This window comes from Cetobacterium somerae ATCC BAA-474 (assembly GCF_000479045.1).
Taxonomy (GTDB): Bacteria; Fusobacteriota; Fusobacteriia; order Fusobacteriales; family Fusobacteriaceae; genus Cetobacterium_A; species Cetobacterium_A somerae.
Genome location: NZ_KI518211.1, coordinates 1 through 19,330 on the forward strand (window position 1 = coordinate 1; position 19,330 = coordinate 19,330).

Below are 19,330 nucleotides of genomic sequence, written 5' to 3' on the forward strand. Positions count from 1 at the left end.
ATATACAATTTAAAGAACAAATTAATAACTTTTCTAAAAAAACAAAGGATCTTTTATTAAAAATAAAAAATCACAATAATTTAGAAAAAAATACAAATATTTTTATCGAAAATATATCTTTTTCTGGAAAAATATCAAAAATAGATTTTAATGGTTCTTTTAAAGATTTTAATACTAATTTATCTAAAAATATATCTTTACCTTTGAATATATTCTTATCACATGAAAATGGAAGCGGTAAAGTTTATGGAGATATTAATACAAATACTTTAGTTGGTAATATCTACGTTAGTCTTTCTAATTTTAATGTTCATTCTTTTTATAAAGTAAATAACTATATTTCAAATGGCACTTTATCTAGTGAACAATTAATATCTATTTCTGGAGAAACTCTTAAAATTGACGGAACAACTATTATTGATAATATTAAATTAAATAAAGACTTTATTTTAAACTCTCCTAAATTAGACGATATTAAAAAAAATATTCTTGAAGAGCTTATAAAATTAACTGAAAATAACTATCATACTCTATCTATTACTAATCATTTTTCTAATAATACAGATATTGTTACAATCAAAACTTCAATTCCAAATGAAGTTAAGAGAACTTTAATAAATAACCGAGAACTTTTTAGTGTTTTTTTAGAAAATCAATTAAAAAATAAATATGAAAATAATCTTAAAGAAAAAAAGAATAGAATCAAAAATTTCTTTAAAAATATTTTCTAATTTTTTTACTTGTATTTTTATTTATTTAATGATATAATTACATATGTCACAAGTGTGGTGGCAGGAGCCTTATGGCGTATTATTATCGAACCGTGTCAGGTCTGGAAGGAAGCAGCACTAAGGTATTTAATACGGGTATAAGATTACTCCTGTTATCCCTTGTGGCATTTTTATTTTTTGGATATTTTATAATTAAACAAAAAAGGTTGAAGATATAATCTTCAACCTAATTTTTATTACTTTTTAATTCTCTCTACATATTCGTTAGATCTTGTATCAATCTTGATCCACTCATCTTGCTCAACGAATAAAGGTACTTGAATTTCGAATCCAGTATTTATTTTAGCTGGTTTCATTACTTTTCCAGAAGTATCTCCTCTTAATCCAGGCTCAGTATAAGTTACTTGTCTCTCAACGAAAGTTGGTAACTCAACAGCAACTGGAGTTGACTCGTAGTAAACTACCTCTAATTCCATTCCCTCTTCTAAATAGTTTAAAGCATCTCCTAAATCCTCATCTTTTAACTCGATTTGATCCCAAGTCTCAGGATTTGAGAATACATAGAAATCTCCATCATTATATGAGTAAACAGCTTTAACTTTATCAAGTCTGATATCGTCCATTTTATCGTCAGCTTTATATATAGCGTCAGATATATTTCCGTTTAATAAGTTTTTCATTTTGTACTTCATTACAGCAGCGTTTCTTCCTGATTTGTTATACTCTGCTTTTAAAATTACGTAAGGATCGTTTCCAATCTTTACTGTACTTCCAGCTCTTAATTCTTGAGCAGTTTTCATAATTGAACCTCCTAATATTTTAAAATAAATTCATTTAATTTATCTATAAGATTACATTTTAATTCAATGTACTCTGAATAGCTTTGAGAAAGTTTTGAAATATTTTCAAACTCTTTAAAAAAATCATCAAATTTTTCATTTCCCAACTCCAATGAGTTACTATCTCTTAAATTATAATCTCTTAATAGCTTTGTGTGAATACCTAACTCTTTATTCAATCCTAAACTTTTTAAGGTTTCATCATATCTTTTTATAAAACCATCAATCTTATCCATATGAGCCATTTCCTCTTGTAAATATATATGCCATACAAAGGGTTTTCCCGTTAGTAAAGCTCTTACAAACGAATCCTCTCCTCTAACAAAATTATAATCTGCTAAATTTATCAATTCTTCATATTCCTCTTGTTCTAAAAATGGCATAAATTTAATTAGAATATTTTTATATTTATAAATTCCTTCACTTGAATAAGTGAAATTTAAATTTTCAATTATCTTATTTATACTCATTTGAGATTTTTCACCAAGTATTAACAAGCAATTTTCCTTACCATTTTCTAATAAGACATCTATTAATGGTAAAAAGTTTTTTTCATAACTAAATATCGTTCCTAAAAAGTAACTTTCATCTATTTCAGGTATATATTTCTCTAAATAAAACTTTTTATTTTCTAAAACACTTTTTTTTCTATTTAAAAATAACTTATCTACTATTACTCCACCACTTTTTTCTGTAAACCCTGGCATAAAGAAAAATTTCTTTAATTTTTCAGCTCCAAGAGGTGACTCCATAAGGTGTATCCCTTCTATCCAATCTTCCCCAGACAAATACTCCAGATTTATTAATAGTGATGATTCTAGTTTAGCTTTTTCTAAATACGTCTCTAAAATGTTACATCCAAAGGCCTCTATTATAACATTTGCAGGAGAAAATGTACATATATTTTTAGCTAAATATTCGTTTGTCATATAAATAATTCCATCTATCTCTTGATAGTCTGTATCTTTTGCTTTTTTATTCATATTTACAAATTCATTTACTCTATTTAAAATAACTCTTATTTTAACATTATCATTATAAAAAGTTTTTAACTCTTTTGCAAGTCTATATACTACTCCAATGTCTCCAAAATTATCGATAATTTCACAAAATATATCTAAACTTTTTATAATCATTACTTCACCATTTTTCCTGTTCTTTTATAATACTCTTTTTTAGCAAACTCTACCCAATTAGGTCTTGCTATCATTCCTCTACCTATTGCTACAAGATCTAACATTTCACTTTCTATCAACATACTTGCCTGTTCTTCACTTTTAATATTTCTTACACCTATTACAGGAATATTAACATGCTTTTTTATTTCAACTCCTAAATAAACCACCCAATCAAATGGAAAATTTTTAGGAATATCTATTTTTACTTCTTGTTTTTTTTCTGGATTTGGAACACCTGAGGATACGTGTATTAGATCAATTCCTATAGCTTCTAAATATTTTGCTATTGCTATTCCATCTTCTAATTCAGGCTCATTTCCACCCATTCTATAACCCAATATAAAGTTATCATCAAATAAATTCTTTGTTCTTTCAACTAAAGTTTTTGTAAAATACATTCTTTTTTCAAAAGATCCTCCATATTTATCATCTCTAATATTCCACAATCTAGAGTTTAATTGAGATATCAAGTATGTATGAGCTCCGTGTATTTCAACTCCATCGAACCCAGCTTTTTTGGCTCTTTTAAACGCTTCTACGAATTGGTCTAAAATTTTATCTAAAACTTCTTCTGGAACTCTTGCCACTTCATCTTTAAATCCTGCGTGATGAATTTGAATTAGCATTGGAACATCATATTTTTTACCAATATCTGCCACTTTTGACAATCCTTCAATAAAAGAATCATCCCATATTCCTATCTGATTATCCCTTAATTTTCCATCTTCTGCTACACAACTAGCTTCAACAATAATTAATCCTGTTCCACCTTCTGCTACATCTTTATACCACTCTAAAAGCTCCTCAGTTACATATCCATCTTTTCCTACCATTGAAAATCTAACTAGTGGTGGTAAAACAACTCTATTTTTTAACCTCTTATTTTTTATATCCAAAGGAGTAAATAAATTCACTCTTTTTCCTCTCTTTCTTATACAAATTTTATAGAATATTCTAACATAATTTAAAAAAAAAGAAAATATATTATATTTCCTATTCTTAAAATTCATGATATAATATTTAAGATATGTGTTCAAAATTTAAATTTATATTATAAATATTTAGGAGGAAGTTTTTAAATGATAGCAACTAGTAATCTAAGTATGAGATTTTCTGGTAGAAAGCTTTTCGAGGATGTAAACGTTAAATTTACTCCTGGAAACTGTTATGGACTTATTGGAGCTAACGGTGCTGGAAAATCAACATTTGTAAAAATACTTTCAGGGGATTTAGATCCTACTGAGGGAGAAGTAATCTTTGATAAAAATAAAAGAATGGCTGTTCTTAAACAGGATCACTTTGCTCACGAAGATGAGTCAGTTATAAACGTTGTTTTAATGGGACATACAAAACTTTGGAAAATAATCGAAGAGAGAAATGAAATTTATGCTAAAAGTGAATTCTCTGATGAAGATGGTATGAGAGCTGCTGAACTTGAAGGAGAGTTTGCTGAATTAAATGGATGGGAAGCTGAAACGGAAGCTGAGATGCTTTTAACAGGTCTTGGAATAACAGCTGACCTACATTATAAATTAATGAGAGAATTAAGCGAACCTGATAAAGTTAAAGTTTTACTAGCTCAAGCTTTATTTGGAAATCCTGATGTTCTATTACTTGACGAGCCTACAAACGGACTTGATATTCAAGCTATAGCTTGGCTTGAGGAGTTCTTAATGAATTTAGAAGATACTACTGTTATTGTTGTATCTCACGATAGACACTTCTTAAACAAAGTTTGTACTCACATAGCTGATATCGACTATGGAAAAGTTAAGATGTATGTTGGAAACTACGACTTCTGGTACGAGTCTAACCAATTAATGCAAACATTAATAAATAACAAGAATAAAAAATTAGATCAAAAAAGACAAGAACTTCAAGAGTTCATTGCTAGATTCAGTGCTAACGCATCTAAATCAAAACAAGCAACTTCTAGAAAGAAACAACTTGAGAAATTACAACTTGAGGATATGCAAATCTCTAATAGAAAATATCCATTTGTTGAATTCAAACCTGAAAGAGACGCTGGAAACAATCTTCTTAAAGTTGAAAACCTTACAAAAGTTATCGATGGAGTTAAGATTTTAGATAACGTATCATTTACAATAAATACAAATGATAAAGTTGTATTTATTTCTCAAAATGATATTGTTAAAACGACTTTATTCTCTATATTATCTGGTGAAATGGAAGCAGATAGCGGAACTTATACATGGGGAGTTACAACTACTCAAGCATATATGCCTAAAGATAACTCTGCATTCTTTGAGAACTGTGATTTAGATTTAATTGATTGGTTAAGACAATATTCTCCTGATCAGCACGATGCTTTTGTTAGAGGATTCCTAGGAAGAATGTTATTCTCTGGAGAAGAAGCTACTAAAAAGGCTAAAGTTCTTTCTGGAGGAGAAAAAGTTAGATGTATGTTATCAAGAATGATGCTTACTAATGCAAATGTTTTAATCTTTGATAACCCTACTGACCACTTAGACCTTGAGTCAATCACATCTCTTAACAAAGCTTTAACTAATTTTAAAGGAACTATATTATTTGGAGCTCACGACCATGAGTTTATCCAAACTGTAGCTAACAGAATAATTGAAATAACTCCAAGTGGAATTGTTGATAAGTTAATGGAATATGACGATTATATTGCTGACGAAGAGTTACAAGCTAAAATTAAAGATATGTACAATGTATAATTAAATAAATATAAAAAGCAGAGGTCTTCCTCTGCTTTTATTTCAATTAAGGGGGTTTTTATGTTAGAACTTTTTCTTACTTTTTTTAAGATTGGAATGTTTACCTTCGGAGGTGGATACGCCATGATTCCACTTATAGAGAGAGAAATGATTTATGGAAAAAAATGGATTGATAAGGATGAGCTTCTTGAAATAATCTCTATTTCACAAATGACACCTGGTCCTATTGCTATTAATGCTGCTACTTTTATTGGAAAAAAACGTATGGGTGTTTTAGGTTCTATTGCTGCTACTTTAGGAGTTGTTGGACCTTCTCTTTTAGTTATTATTATAATTTCTGCATTTTTTGCCAAAAGTTTTCTAAATCCTGTAATGCAAAAATTATTTATTGGTCTAAGAGCAGGAATTGCTGCACTTATTTTATCTTCTGTTATTAAACTTTCTAAAAATACTTTAGTTGATAAATTAAGTTATTCTATATTTTTTATATCTCTATTAAGTTTAGTTCTGTTTAATGTATCACCTATATTCTTAATTCTATTCTTTGGAATTGGTTGTATTATATTTTTCACTATTAAGGGGGACAGATGATATACTTTACGCTTTTTTATGAATTTTTTAAAATAGGACTTTTCTCTTTTGGTGGTGGGTTGGCAATGCTTCCTCTTATGCAAGATGTAGTTTTTAGACAAAATTGGTTAACAGAACAACAATTTTTAGATATCATTGCAATCTCTCAAGTTACACCTGGTCCTATTGCTATTAATACAGCAACTTTTGTTGGACATCAGGTTGCTGGAATTCCTGGAGCTTTCATAGCTACCTTCAGTTCTGCCTTACCCTCTTTTATAGTTATCCTAATTGTAGCTAGTATTTTTTATAAAATAAAAGATAATCCTAAAAAAGACCTATTCTTTAGAGGAGTAAAACCAGTTACTCTAGCTCTTATATCTTTTGCTGGAATAATTATTGCTAAACCAACTTTTTTTGTAAGTGATTACTCTCAAGGAATCAAAGCAACTTTTATTTTTCTTATTGTTTTTTTAGGAACCAAATATATTTCTAAAATCAATCCTATAATTATTTTATTACTGACATCTTTACTTGGTATTTTTATTTTTTAAACTTATCTAATTTAACATCTTAGGAGGTCTCATGTTTTTTATTTATTTTATAACTGCCATTTGTGCTACAACTTTAGGATCTTTAGCTGGACTTGGTGGGGGAGTAATTATCAAACCTGTTCTTGATGCTTTAGGAGACTACAATCTATCTACAGTAGGAGTATTATCTTCTGTTACAGTTTTTTCTATGGCACTTGTAGCTACTATTAAACAATTTAAATCTGGATTTAAAGCTGACTTTAATACAATTATTTTAGCTATTGGATCTATTCTGGGGGGAGGTATTGGAAAAAAATCTTTTGATATTTTTTTAAGTCTTTTTAAAAATGAAAGTTTCGGAAAAGGAATTCAAGCTTTAATTTTAATAGCACTTTTAAGTTTAGTTTTACTTAAAGACTATCTTCCAAAATATAAAATTAAAAATATTTTTATTATATTTTTAGTTGGACTTTTTCTCGGTGGAATCGCTTCATTTCTTGGCATTGGAGGCGGACCAATTAATGTAGCTATTTTAGTTATGCTTTTTGCTTTTCCTACTAGAAATGCAGCTATTAGCTCTGTATTTATAATTTTATTATCTCAGTTTTCAAAATTATTTTTAATCTTTATTGGAACGGGATTTTCTATTTATAATTTGGAGATGTTACCTTTAATGGTTATAGGTGGTATTCTTGGAGGACTTATTGGAGCAAAACTTAATCATCGATTATCAAATGAATATATTGAAAAAATATTTAATATTTCTATTATTCTTATAATTTTATTAAATATTTTCAATGTTTATAAAGCTTTTAATTGATATTTTATAAAAAAGATAGAGTTTTTTAATCTCTATCTTTATTTATATATTCTTTTTATTTTTTCTTCCAATTTCAAAGGAATTTCGTATTCATCTTCACTTATTTTTTGGAGAGTATAGTATGGTTTATTTTTATAATTTTTTCGTTCTCTTTCTTCTTGATAAACCTCTTCCTCAATATCATTTTCAAACTCTATATAATCACCTATATATTTATTTATAAGTCCTTTTATTTTTTTATTTTTCATATTAGAATTTTCTATTTCAGTCTCATTTCTCCACTTATGATTATCCTTATCATAAACTGCAACATATGGTATCTTATATGCATTTAAAATTTTTATAAATTGCGGAATAATACTTTTACTTCCACACTCTACTATTGAATAATTATAATTATAAATCCCTAATTTTTTAGCTAAGTAAGATAGTGCTATTTTATCTGTTTGTCCTTCAACTAATATTACTTTTTTGGCAAAAAACATCTCTCCTCTATCCGGGTTTATCCAATAATTCATATTGAAATTTTTTATTTCATCACCATTTAAAAGTTTTCCAGTATATTGATAAACTTTTATGTCGTTTTTTATTTTTTTTATCAAACAAATTGACTTATACTGCTTTAATCCCACAAAATAGCTTGAGTGAGTTTCCATAACTATTTGAACCCCAATCTCTGATAATTTAATCAATAGAGAGTACATCTCTCTGCTTCTTTGAGGGCTTAAATGTAATTCTGGTTCTTCAAATATTAAAAAAAGATTATCCAATTTTCCATTTAAATTATTCTTATAGTATTCAATGTCATCTAAAATATTTTTTAAAAAACTAAATAAAACTTTTCTTTGTAAGCTTTGAGATAAAAAATTATCTTTTAAATATTGAATTTTACTTTCTAGTTCTTTTACTATTTTACTTTCATTGTTTTCTAAAATAAAAATATCTCTTATTTGGCATAGTGCATCATAAACTCCCACGTCTTTAGATGTAATTATTATTCCATTTATTGTCAAAAGTTTATTTTTAACTTCATCTAATCTCAACTCTTTTTCTTTTCCATGATTCAAAATAAAATATCTACTATCTTCTCCTAATTTTTTTAATAATTTAAAAGTACAAAAGCCTAAAGTTTTTTCAAAATATTTTATTTTTATCTCTATATCCATATTCTCATTCTTAAAATCACTATTTTGAATCTCATATTTCCCTAAAATAGCCGAAAGACTTTTTAAAATACTAGTTTTACCTTTATTAGATTCACCAATTAATATTAATAATTTTTCAAACTCAATATTCAAATAGGTAATATTCTGCCAATTCTTTATGCTTAATCTTTTTATCTCCATTTTTTCACCTACTTTTATTTTGGTAGTTGTACTCTTTTAACTTTCATAGAATAACCTAAAACTCCCCAAGGATCAATTGATCCTTTTAAACTTAGTGTATTATCATCAATAACTTTCGCTGAACCATAATACTTTTTTCCATTCCAAGAATCATATATCCACCCATCTACTAATGAAGTTCCTTGTTTATTTAATTTTAATCCTCCAACAACTTGTAAATCCATAACTTTTCTTTTTCTTAAACTTGAGTTAGGATTTTTTCTATCTATCTGTTCAATCCCTTCCATAGGATCACCTTCTGGATAGGTTAAATCTTTTAACCATCTTACATATCCTACATACTCTTTATTTACTTTTTCAATCTGAATTATTACTTTTCCATCTGGCATCTCCCAATACCCAACATACGGATCTTTAGAAAAAAGCTGACTAACTATGACTAAAAATAATATTATAGAATATTTTTTCATCCTTCCTCCTTAATCTAAAATAGAGACATATTCTTTTAAGCCTCTTAATTCGAAAAGTTTCTTCAAGACTTTTTTAGCTTCCTTCTTATTAATTGGAAACTCATTATCTTCTAAAATTTTAAACCCATTATACGCATTTTCTGATACTTTTTTTAAATACTCTTCTCTTACAACTTCTTCATCCTTCTCACTATAAAGTAATGCTGATCTTAAAAGATTTATTTTCCCACTCTCTTCATCTTCTTCTATATCAAAAAAATCATCTAAAGCTTGTAAAGCCATACCTATTTCAAATATTCCATTTGAATACTCTCTTAGCTTTGAATTTTCTTCAATTACTAATGGAGCTTCTAAACTTATCTTTAATAACTCTCCACCTATTCCACTATGTATTTTTTCTAATATATATTTCTCATTTGGATATTCCAAATACTGAGATTTATCTCTTAAACTTTCACTCATAGCAATAAGATATATTTTATCAAAAATTTTTTTTACTGCGATATCTTTTCCTTCATTTAATTCTAAACATTCTTTTGTTAAAAAATTTTGACAAATTAACATTATTAAGCTATTTGATACCATCTGATTTTTTAAACTTTTTATAAAAATTAACCCTTTATCTTCATTATCTATCATATTATCAGTTGATGTCACTATTTGCCTTAAATACGTTATTATTTTACCATAACTAACAATATGCTTTTTTGAAACTTTACTCTCTAAAAGAATTGATATTATTAATAGTGTAAAAAAATTCTTTTTAAATGACTCTTTAAAATTTATATTTTTAAAATCTATTTCTAACTCTTTTGTAAATTTAAAATTTTTCAAATCACTTTCAATCTCATTTTGTGCTTTTCCTAGAATTTTAAAGGCATTCATTAATAATTTGCCAAGTAAAATATGATTTTTCATAATGCCCTCCTATATTTTCAGTATTTATAAATAACTATATTACTAATTACTTTTTATTTGTATTTTTCTTTTATTTTTTGCTAAAAAAAGTGGAGTTAAAAAACTCCACTATTCATTAAATGTTATATAATTTTTTCATTCTCTCTATTCTTGCTAAAGTTCTATCTCTACCAATAATAGAAACTAGGTTGTAAAGGTCTGCACCTTTTGGAAGTCCTGTTAGTACTGCTCTTAAAGGCATGTATACCTTTCCTGGTCCCTCTCCAACTTCGTCTAAAGTTTCTTTTAATAACTCTTTAGCTCTATCAATAGAAATAGCCTCATCACATGCCGCTATTTTCTCTTGGAATAGGTTTATTGATTTCTTTCCAGTTTCATCTTGAATAACTGTATAAAGTCTTTCAATTCCTTTTACTTCTTTTTTATCTGTTTCCTCAGTTACAACTGGTAAAGTATACTCATCTTTAAAATAAACTTCTGATTGATCTACAATTTCCTTTATAGTTTGAGCTCCCTCTCTTAAGATATCAACTACTCTAGATAAAGTATCAAACTCTTTCTCTGTTAACTCTTCACCAATTAATTCTGCATTTCTAAAGAATGGAACAGCTAATTCTGTTAACTCTTTTAAATCTTTCATTCTCATATGTTGATTATTTACCCAACCTAATTTAACTAAGTCAAATACAGGTCCTCCTAAAGATACTTTGTCTATATCAAAGTTATCTTTAAACTCTTGAAGTGTAAATATTTCTTTATTTTCTCCAAATGAATATCCCATTAATCCTAAGAAGTTTACGATACCCTCTTTTAAGTATCCCTCTTCCCTATACCAGTTTAGTGATACCGGATTTTTTCTCTTAGATATCTTTGTTCTATCAGAGTTTCTAAGAAGTGGCATGTGTATAAATTCTGGCTCCTGCCATCCAAATGCTTTATATAATTGAATATGTTTTGGTGTAGATGCAATCCATTCTTCAGCTCTAATTACGTGAGTAATATTCATTAAGTAATCATCTACAACATTTGCTAAGTGATAAGTTGGGAACCCATCGCCTTTTAATAAAACTTGGTCATCTATTTTATTATTTTCAAAAACGATATCTCCTCTTAGTCTATCTTTTATTATTGTTTCTCCCTCATAAGGCATTTTAAGTCTGATTACATACTCTTCACCAGCTGCTAACTTAGCCTCAATTTCCTCTTTAGAAAGAGATCTACAATGACCATCATATCCAGGAGCTTTTCCCATAGCTTTTTGTCTTTCTCTTAACTTTTCTAATCTATCCTGAGTACAGAAGCAGTAATATGCTTCACCTTTTTCAACTAATTTATGTGCGTACTCTCCATATAAGTGGAATCTCTCTGACTGTCTATAAGGTCCTACTGGTCCTCCTACATCTGGACCCTCTGCATAATCTAATCCTAGCCATTTTAAAGCATCGAATATCATTTGCTCTGATCCTTCTGTGTATCTATTTTGGTCAGTATCCTCTATTCTTAATATAAAGTCTCCACCATTTTTATAAGCAAAAGCTAAGTTGAATAACGCAATGTAAGCTGTTCCTACGTGTGGATCTCCTGTTGGAGAAGGCGCGATTCTTGTTCTTACTCTTCTTTCCATTATAATCTCTCCCTTTTTTGTAATTTGTACCCTATATTATAATCCATATAGATAATAATTTCAAGATTACTTACTAGTTTTTATTTTTTGACCATCTCAGGTATCCATTTATAAAGTCGTCAATGTCTCCATCCATAACAGCTCTTATGTTTCCTGACTCTACTCCTGTCCTATGATCCTTAACCATTGTATAAGGTTGGAATACATATGATCTAATTTGATTTCCCCAACCTATATCACTTTGTTCTCCTTGAATTTTTTTCAATTCTTCCTCTTTTTTCTTCATCTCAAGTTCTAAAAGTTTTGATTTTAAAAGTTTCATAGCTGTCTCTCTATTACTCAACTGAGATCTTTCTCTTTGGCAAGTTACAACTACTCCAGTTGGAATATGAGTTATTCTAACTGCTGAGTCAGTCATATTTACGTGCTGACCTCCAGCTCCTGAAGCTCTATATGTGTCTATTCTTAAATCTCCTGAATCTATTGTTATCTCTACTGTATCGTCAACTTCTGGCATTATATCAACAGATGCAAATGATGTATGTCTTTTTTTATTAGCATCAAAAGGTGATATTCTTACAAGTCTATGAACTCCCTTTTCTCCTTTTAAATACCCATATGCTCTTGTTCCTTCAACTAAAAGAGTGATTGATTTTATTCCAACAGAATCTCCTGCCATATAATCCATCTCTGTAACTTTAAATCCTCTAGTATTAAACCATCTCATATACATTCTATAAAGCATATCAGCCCAATCACAAGCCTCTGTTCCTCCTGCTCCTGAGTGAATTGTAACTATAGCGTTATTGCTATCATACTCTCCATCTAAAAGCATCTTAGTATCAAAATTATCAATCATATGCATAAGTTTATTATGTTTTTCCTCTAACTCATCAGTGAAGTCATCTTCTCCCATAGAAACAAAGTCTATTAAAACTTCCTCATCAAAAAATATATTCTCTATAGATTCAAACTCTTTTACAATATCTTTTTCTTCATTCATCTCTTTTATTATTTTTCCACTAGTAAGTTTATCATTCCAAAATCCATCCTCTAGTGTTTTTTTCTCTAAAGTGGCAATCTTTTCTCTTCTACCATCTAAGTCAAAGAGACCCCCTTATAGCATCTATTTGATTTTTAAACTGGTTATATTCTCTTTTTAATTCCAAAATATCCATTAAAAACTCCTCCTAATATTTACTTTAAATTTAATAATAATTTTTCTAATTCTTCTAATGTTTTATACGAATAATACTCCTCATTAATCTTTAGAGCACTACCCTTTCCACATCTTCCTAAACAGTGTCTCTCCTCTATTGGAAAATCAACTTCTGATTTTAATTCTGCTAGTTTCTCTTTTAAACCAGGTTGAATACAATTTCTTCCTGTACAAATTTGAACATAGTTTTTAGTTCTTGCCTTTTGTAACTTAGGATAAAATTTTATTGTACTTTCTAATGAAAATGGAAAAATATCCATTTTTTTAGCTATATAATTCAAAACTTCATCTGGTAAATATCCTAACTCATCTACAACAAAAGATAAAACCTTATAATCATTTTTTTTATCTTCTAAATTTTCTATATAATTATCTAATTCTTGATAAAACTCTTTCATTTTACCTCTCTTTCCATTATTATCGCAACAGCTGTTGCATACTCTTTACAATGAGATATTGATATATCCACTATAAATCTATCATTTTTATTTTCTAAATTACCTTTTAAAGTTACCTCAGGTTTTCCTAAAGAGTTATTTAAAATCTCTATATCTACAAGATTAAATCCTCTTACTCCAGTTCCTAAAGCTTTAGATATAGCTTCTTTAGCCGAAAATCTTCCTGCATAACTTTCTGCTTTATCTCCTTTTTCCTGTATTTGGGCTATCTCCTTTGATGTAAAGACTCTCTCTTTAAAACCATTTTTTCCAATAGCTTTTGATATTCTTTCTATTTCTACAATATCATTTCCTATTCCTATAAATTTCATAGCCATATTCTAACCTATTCTATATAGCTTCTTAGCATTTTCTGTAGTTATTTTTGTAACATCTTCAACACTAATCTCTTTTATTTCAGCTATTTTCTTTGCTACATATTCAACATAAATAGGTTCATTTCTTTTTCCTCTGAAAGGCTCTGGAGTTAAATATGGACAATCAGTTTCAATAACTATTCTATCTAAAGGAATATCTTTTACAACTTCAACTGCTTTTTTACTATTTTTAAAAGTTAAAGTTCCACCAATTCCTAAGTAAAATCTATCAACTAATTGCTTTGCTGTTTCTAAAGATCCTGGATAACAGTGAATAACTCCAGTTATGTTTGGATACTCTTTTAAAATATTAACAGTATCTTCCATAGCATCTCTTGTATGAATAACAACTGGTTTATTTAATTTTTCTGCAAGCTCTAGTTGTTTTTTGAATCTCTCTTGTTGAACCTCTTTAGGTTCTGTCATCCAATGATAATCTAATCCTATCTCACCAATGGCTACAACCTTTGGATTTTTTCCTAGGAGTTCAAGTTCTTTTTCAACCTCTTCATCATACTCAGCTATATCAATTGGATGAACTCCTATTACAGCATATATAAAATCATATTCTTTGGCTAACTCTAAGCTTTTTTTAGAACTAGCTAAGTCATATCCTATATTTACACAAAACTCTAAATTTTCTTTTATTCTTTCTATTACTTCTAATCTATCTTCATCGAATTTTTCATTGTCTAAATGACAATGTGTATCCACTAATTTCATAACTTCACCTCTTTTGAATTTTCAAAAAACTTTTAATATATTTTATCACAATAACAGTATATTTTCCAGATTCTACTACACTCTATTTAATATTTATGTTTTTTTATAAGAAAAGTAAAGATTTTGTTGTTCTATTTTCAAAAAAATGATAAAATAATAAATAGACTTATAAAGAAAAAGGAGAGTATTTTACATGGAACCAATTTTAATTTTTGGACACAGAAATCCAGATACAGATTCAATCTGTTCAGCTATTTCATTAGCTAGACTAAAAGAATTAAAAGGAGAATCTGCTCAAGCTTGTAGATTAGGAAACATTAGTAAGGAAACTGAATTTGTTTTAAAAAGCTTTAATATAGATGCACCAAAACTACTTTCAACGGTAAGTGCTCAAATATCAGATTTAACTCGTGTTGAAAAGAAAACTATTAATCATAAAGATTCATTAAAAAGAGCTTTAGAGATAATGACAGAAGAGAATTTCTCTAGTTTACCTGTTGTTAATAGTAAGAATCACCTAAGAGGAATGATTCATGTTTCAGATATTGCTAATGCTTACTTAAACATTGATTATTCTGAATTATTTTCTAAATACTACACAACTTATGAAAATTTAAAAGATGTTTTAGAAGGAGAAGTTATCAGTGGAGAATATCCTTCTGGTAAAATAGAAGCTAGCTTAAAAGGTGTAAGTGAGTATAGAAACATCGCAGCTGGTGATATCGTTATTACTACGACATTACTTGACTCTATCGATGATTTAATTGATTTAGGTGTTAATATGATTATTCTTTGTTGTGATAAAGATGATGTTATTTTACCTAGAGATTCTAAAACTCCTATTTTAAGAGTTAATAAATCTTTATTTAAAACAATACCATTAATATCTCAATCAGTTTCAATTTTATCAATAATGAATCATGAGAAATTCTATTCATTCTCTACAGATGATTATTTAATTGATATTAAAGATATTATGAAAGAATCTACACAAACAAACTTCCCAGTTGTTGATAAAAATGGAGAAGTTTATGGTACTATAAGAACAAAAAACTTAATCAACTTTACTAGAAAAAATGTTGTTTTAGTTGATCATAATGAAGCTGCTCAATCAGTTGCTGGTTTAAAGGATGCTAAAATAATTCAAGTTGTTGATCACCACAAGTTCGGAAACTTTGAAACAAACGAACCTGTTAAAATAAATGCTGAAACTGTTGGATGTACTTGTACAATTATTTATGGTTTATATAAAGAAGCTGGTATTGTACCACCAAAAGAGATTGCTGGCTTAATGTTAAGTGCTATTTTATCTGATACACTACTATTTAAATCACCTACTTGTACAGAAAAAGATATCCAAGTTGTAAAAGAACTAGCTGCTATATCTGGTATAGAAAACTATGAGGCTTTCGGTATGGATATGCTTATTGCTGGTACATCTCTTTCTGATAAAACTCCTGAAGAGATTTTAACTATGGATCAAAAAGAGTTTTCTATGAATGGTGTAAAGTTAGCTATTTCTCAAGTTAATACTGTTGACGTTAAAGGTGTATTAGATCAACAAGCTTCTCTTGAAAAAGCAATGGCTGAAACAAATGCTAAAAATGATTATCAATTATCTGTATTAGTTATTACAGATATCGTTAAAGCTGGATCTATGCTACTTGTTGTTGGTGAGCCAACGCTTGTTGAAAGAGGATTCCATACAACTTTAACTAATAATACGGCATGGGTTGATGGTGTTGTATCTAGAAAGAAACAAGTTGTTCCTTTCTTAATGGCTGCTTCTCAAGGAGTGTGATTTTAAATGTTTCTACCTACTACAATGGAAGAGGTTAAAAAATTAGGTTGGGACTCTTTAGATATAATACTTGTATCTGGAGATACCTATTTAGATACTTCTTATAATGGTACTGCTATTATCGGTAAATGGTTAGTTAAGCATGGTTTTAAAGTAGGAGTAATCGCTCAACCAGATATTAATTCTGATAAAGATATAACTAGATTAGGAACTCCCAATTTATATTGGGCAGTTTCTGCTGGTTGTGTAGATTCAATGGTTGCTAACTATACTGCTGTAAAAAAAAGAAGAAAAAGTGACGATTTTACTCCAGGTGGAATTAATAATAAAAGACCTGATAGAGCTACTATTCAGTATACAAATCTAATTCGTCGTTTCTTTAAAAATAGTCCTGTTCCCATTGTATTAGGGGGAATAGAGGCTAGTCTTAGAAGAGTAGTTCATTATGATTACTGGAGTAACTCGTTAAGACGTCCTATTATTTTTGATGCTAAAGCTGATATTCTTTCATATGGTATGGGAGAGAAGTCTATGCTTGAGTTAGCTAATGCATTAAAAAATAAAACAGATTGGAAAAGTATTAGAGGTATAGGTTACATTTCTAAAGAACCTAAAGAAGGATATTTAACTCTTCCAAGTTTTGAAGAATGTGTTGAAAAAAAAGAAAACTTTGTAAAAGCTTTCGAACTTTTCTATCATAATTGTGATCCTATAACTGCTAAGGGAATTTATCAAAAAAATGCTGATAGATACTTTATTCAAAATCCTCCTTGTGAAAATTTTACTTCTCAAGAGATGGATGATATTTATGGGTTAGATTTTGAAAGAGATGTCCACCCTTATTATAAAAAAGATGGACATGTTAAAGCTCTAGACACTATAAAACACTCTGTTACTACACATAGAGGGTGTTATGGAGAATGTAATTTCTGTGCAATTGCTGTTCATCAAGGAAGAACAGTTATTTCTAGAAGTGAAGACTCTATCGTTAAAGAGGTTACAAATATAGCTAATTCAAAAGGATTTAAAGGAAATATATCGGATGTAGGTGGTCCTACAGCTAATATGTATGGTCTTGAATGTACTAAGAAATTAAATCATGGAGCTTGTTCTCACAAAAGATGTCTTTACCCTGAAACTTGCCCTGCTTTAAAACTTGATCATTCTAGACAAATTTCTCTTTTGAAAAAGTTAAAATCAATAGATAAAATTAAAAAAATATTTATTGCATCTGGAATTAGATATGATATGATTTTAGATGATAACAAATCTGGTGATAGATATCTTGAAGAACTTATCAAAGACCATATTTCAGGACAGATGAAAATTGCTCCTGAACATACAGAGGATAAAATTCTTTCTCTTATGGGAAAACAAGGGAAAAGCATTTTAAAAGAGTTTAAAAATCGTTTTTATGAGTTAAATAAAAAACATGATAAAAAACAGTTTTTAACTTATTATTTAATTGCTGCTCACCCTGGGTGTAACGAAAAAGATATGTTAGATTTAAAAAGATTCGCATCCTCTGAACTAAAAATAAGTCCAGAGCAGGTACAAATTTTTACTCCTACTCCATCAACTTATTCTACACTTATGTATTATACTGAAATGAATCCACTTAACAATAAAAAAATATTTGTTGAAAAGGATAACGGTAAAAAGCAAAAACAAAAAGATATTATCACTCAAACAAATAAAACTAGGAGGTATTAAAATTGAAACCTATTGTTGCAATCGTTGGAAGACCAAATGTTGGAAAATCGACACTATTTAATAAATTGGTTGGAGATAGAGTAGCTATCGTTGATGACCAGCCAGGAGTTACAAGAGATAGACTATATAGAGAAACTGAGTGGGCTGGAAAAGAGTTTGTTCTAGTTGACACTGGAGGACTTGAGCCTAGAAATAATGATTTTATGATGACTAAAATAAAACAGCAAGCTGAAGTTGCTATGAATGAAGCTGATGTTATTTTATTCGTTGTAGATGGAAAAAATGGTTTAAATCCATTAGATGAAGAGGTTGCTTACCTTTTAAGAAAAAAGAAAAAACCTGTTATCCTTTGTGTTAATAAAATTGATAATTTCCAAGCTCAACAAGACGATGTTTATGATTTCTGGGGATTAGGATTTGAGCATTTAATTCCTATTTCAGGAGAGCATAAAGTAAACCTTGGAGATATGCTAGATTTAGTAGTAGATATTATTGATCAAACAGTTGAAGAGTACGAAGAGGAAGAAGGTCTTAAATTAGCTATTATCGGTAGACCAAATGCTGGAAAGTCATCTCTTGTTAATAGATTATCAGGAGAAGAAAGAACTATTGTTAGTAATATAGCTGGTACTACTAGAGATGCTATTGATACGGCTATTGAATTTGATGGTAACAGATACATCCTTATAGATACTGCTGGTATCAGAAGAAAATCTAAAGTTGAGGAAAGTTTAGAGTATTATTCTGTTTTAAGAGCTATCAAAACTATAAAAAGAGCTGATGTATGTATTTGGATGATTGATGGAAGTGAAGGATTAACTGAGCAAGATAAGAGAATTGCTGGTATTGCTTATGAAGAGAAAAAACCAATTATCATAGTTATAAATAAATGGGATACTATTCCAGATAAGAAAAATGACACGATGAAAAAGATGAGAGAAGAGCTTTATGCTGAGTTACCATTCTTATCTTATGCACCAATCGAATTCGTATCAGCTTTAACAGGGCAAAGAACAACTAAGTTATTAGAGCATGCAGAAGCTGTATTTGCTGAATATAACAAGAGAATTTCAACTGGATTATTAAACACTGTTATAAGTGATGCTATTATCATGAATAATCCACCTACAAGAAAAGGTAGAGTAGTTAAAATAAATTATGCTACACAAATCTCTACTGCACCACCTAGATTTGTTCTTTTCTGTAACTACCCTGAGTTAGTTCACTTCTCATATGGTAGATATATCGAAAATAAATTAAGAGAGTCTTTTGGATTTGAAGGTACTCCTATTGACGTTATTTTTGAACACAAAAATAGCTAAGGATTTA

The 19,330-nt window shown here is 28.8% G+C and carries 19 protein-coding genes and 1 other RNA gene; 9 read left to right on the forward strand and 11 right to left on the reverse strand.

All coding sequences use genetic code 11. The annotated features are described in order from the left end of the window. A partial coding sequence (locus HMPREF0202_RS15380; RefSeq protein ID WP_023051150.1) for a hypothetical protein occupies nucleotides 1-731 on the forward strand: 731 nt, incomplete at its 5' end. Between the two features lie 58 nt (nucleotides 732-789). After that, an RNA gene (ffs, locus tag HMPREF0202_RS14880) (signal recognition particle sRNA small type) lies at nucleotides 790-889 on the forward strand. 78 nt (nucleotides 890-967) lie between these two features. Here the strand turns inward: ffs and efp are convergent. The 3 genes from efp to HMPREF0202_RS12860 are packed head-to-tail and all read right to left on the reverse strand — an operon-like array spanning nucleotide 968 to nucleotide 3,662. After that, on the reverse strand, nucleotides 968-1,531 hold the full coding sequence (gene efp / locus HMPREF0202_RS12850; protein WP_023051151.1) for an elongation factor P: 564 nt from the start codon (nucleotides 1,529-1,531) through the stop codon (nucleotides 968-970). A gap of 11 nt (nucleotides 1,532-1,542) precedes the next feature. Then, entirely contained in the window at nucleotides 1,543-2,706 is a 1,164-nt protein-coding gene (gene earP, locus HMPREF0202_RS12855; protein ID WP_023051152.1) for an elongation factor P maturation arginine rhamnosyltransferase EarP, read from the reverse strand. Then, on the reverse strand, nucleotides 2,706-3,662 hold the full coding sequence (locus HMPREF0202_RS12860) for an NADH:flavin oxidoreductase (RefSeq protein WP_040407552.1): 957 nt from the start codon (nucleotides 3,660-3,662) through the stop codon (nucleotides 2,706-2,708). Before HMPREF0202_RS12860 ends, earP begins: the two co-directional genes overlap by 1 nt. A 165-nt stretch (nucleotides 3,663-3,827) precedes the next feature. On the opposite strand from HMPREF0202_RS12860, the gene HMPREF0202_RS12865 reads away from it, so the two are divergent. The 4 genes from HMPREF0202_RS12865 to HMPREF0202_RS12880 are packed head-to-tail and all read left to right on the forward strand — an operon-like array spanning nucleotide 3,828 to nucleotide 7,373. Next, nucleotides 3,828-5,450, forward strand: coding sequence for an ABC-F family ATP-binding cassette domain-containing protein (locus HMPREF0202_RS12865; protein ID WP_023051154.1), 1,623 nt, complete (start codon nucleotides 3,828-3,830; stop codon nucleotides 5,448-5,450). Between the two features lie 60 nt (nucleotides 5,451-5,510). Further along, the gene (locus HMPREF0202_RS12870; protein WP_023051155.1) at nucleotides 5,511-6,041 is read left to right on the forward strand and encodes a chromate transporter; all 531 of its coding nucleotides are present in this window, start codon (nucleotides 5,511-5,513) and stop codon (nucleotides 6,039-6,041) included. Next, nucleotides 6,038-6,574 carry a chromate transporter gene (locus HMPREF0202_RS12875; protein ID WP_023051156.1) on the forward strand — a complete coding sequence of 179 codons (537 nt, stop codon included), beginning with the start codon at nucleotides 6,038-6,040 and terminating at the stop codon, nucleotides 6,572-6,574. Before HMPREF0202_RS12870 ends, HMPREF0202_RS12875 begins: the two co-directional genes overlap by 4 nt. Before the next feature lie 31 nt (nucleotides 6,575-6,605). After that, nucleotides 6,606-7,373 carry a sulfite exporter TauE/SafE family protein gene (locus HMPREF0202_RS12880; RefSeq protein WP_023051157.1) on the forward strand — a complete coding sequence of 256 codons (768 nt, stop codon included), beginning with the start codon at nucleotides 6,606-6,608 and terminating at the stop codon, nucleotides 7,371-7,373. A gap of 38 nt (nucleotides 7,374-7,411) precedes the next feature. Here HMPREF0202_RS12880 and HMPREF0202_RS12885 read toward each other — a convergent pair whose 3' ends face one another. The 8 genes from HMPREF0202_RS12885 to HMPREF0202_RS12920 form a co-directional block, all read right to left on the reverse strand. Next, entirely contained in the window at nucleotides 7,412-8,719 is a 1,308-nt protein-coding gene (locus HMPREF0202_RS12885) for an ATP-dependent nuclease (RefSeq protein ID WP_023051158.1), read from the reverse strand. A 14-nt stretch (nucleotides 8,720-8,733) separates the two neighbouring features. Then, nucleotides 8,734-9,189 (reverse strand): DUF2147 domain-containing protein, encoded by a 456-nt coding sequence (locus HMPREF0202_RS12890; protein WP_023051159.1) that lies wholly within the window; start codon nucleotides 9,187-9,189, stop codon nucleotides 8,734-8,736. A 9-nt stretch (nucleotides 9,190-9,198) separates the two neighbouring features. Beyond that, nucleotides 9,199-10,107 carry a hypothetical protein gene (locus HMPREF0202_RS12895; RefSeq protein WP_023051160.1) on the reverse strand — a complete coding sequence of 303 codons (909 nt, stop codon included), beginning with the start codon at nucleotides 10,105-10,107 and terminating at the stop codon, nucleotides 9,199-9,201. A 115-nt stretch (nucleotides 10,108-10,222) separates the two neighbouring features. Beyond that, nucleotides 10,223-11,731: a glutamate--tRNA ligase gene (gene gltX, locus HMPREF0202_RS12900; protein WP_023051161.1), complete on the reverse strand. Its 1,509-nt coding sequence runs from the start codon at nucleotides 11,729-11,731 to the stop codon at nucleotides 10,223-10,225. A gap of 73 nt (nucleotides 11,732-11,804) precedes the next feature. Further along, nucleotides 11,805-12,909 (reverse strand): peptide chain release factor 2 gene (prfB, locus tag HMPREF0202_RS12905; RefSeq protein ID WP_187116531.1). Its coding sequence is split into 2 segments (ribosomal slippage): nucleotides 11,805-12,836 and nucleotides 12,838-12,909, totalling 1,104 coding nucleotides; the frame shifts between segments, so codons are not numbered across the junction. A 19-nt stretch (nucleotides 12,910-12,928) separates the two neighbouring features. Continuing rightward, nucleotides 12,929-13,348: an NAD(P)H-dependent oxidoreductase subunit E gene (locus HMPREF0202_RS12910; protein ID WP_023051163.1), complete on the reverse strand. Its 420-nt coding sequence runs from the start codon at nucleotides 13,346-13,348 to the stop codon at nucleotides 12,929-12,931. After that, entirely contained in the window at nucleotides 13,345-13,719 is a 375-nt protein-coding gene (gene acpS, locus HMPREF0202_RS12915) for a holo-ACP synthase (RefSeq protein WP_040407562.1), read from the reverse strand. Before acpS ends, HMPREF0202_RS12910 begins: the two co-directional genes overlap by 4 nt. A gap of 9 nt (nucleotides 13,720-13,728) precedes the next feature. Further along, complete coding sequence (locus HMPREF0202_RS12920; RefSeq protein WP_023051165.1) at nucleotides 13,729-14,487, reverse strand: TatD family hydrolase; 759 nt, start codon at nucleotides 14,485-14,487, stop codon at nucleotides 13,729-13,731. A 193-nt stretch (nucleotides 14,488-14,680) separates the two neighbouring features. Here HMPREF0202_RS12920 and HMPREF0202_RS12925 point away from each other — a divergent pair, with 193 nt between their 5' ends. The 3 genes from HMPREF0202_RS12925 to der are packed head-to-tail and all read left to right on the forward strand — an operon-like array spanning nucleotide 14,681 to nucleotide 19,323. Then, nucleotides 14,681-16,288 carry a putative manganese-dependent inorganic diphosphatase gene (locus HMPREF0202_RS12925; protein ID WP_023051166.1) on the forward strand — a complete coding sequence of 536 codons (1,608 nt, stop codon included), beginning with the start codon at nucleotides 14,681-14,683 and terminating at the stop codon, nucleotides 16,286-16,288. A 6-nt stretch (nucleotides 16,289-16,294) separates the two neighbouring features. Continuing rightward, entirely contained in the window at nucleotides 16,295-18,001 is a 1,707-nt protein-coding gene (locus HMPREF0202_RS12930; RefSeq protein ID WP_023051167.1) for a YgiQ family radical SAM protein, read from the forward strand. 2 nt (nucleotides 18,002-18,003) lie between these two features. Then, nucleotides 18,004-19,323 carry a ribosome biogenesis GTPase Der gene (gene der, locus HMPREF0202_RS12935; protein ID WP_023051168.1) on the forward strand — a complete coding sequence of 440 codons (1,320 nt, stop codon included), beginning with the start codon at nucleotides 18,004-18,006 and terminating at the stop codon, nucleotides 19,321-19,323. Nucleotides 19,324-19,330: the final 7 nt, after the last annotated feature.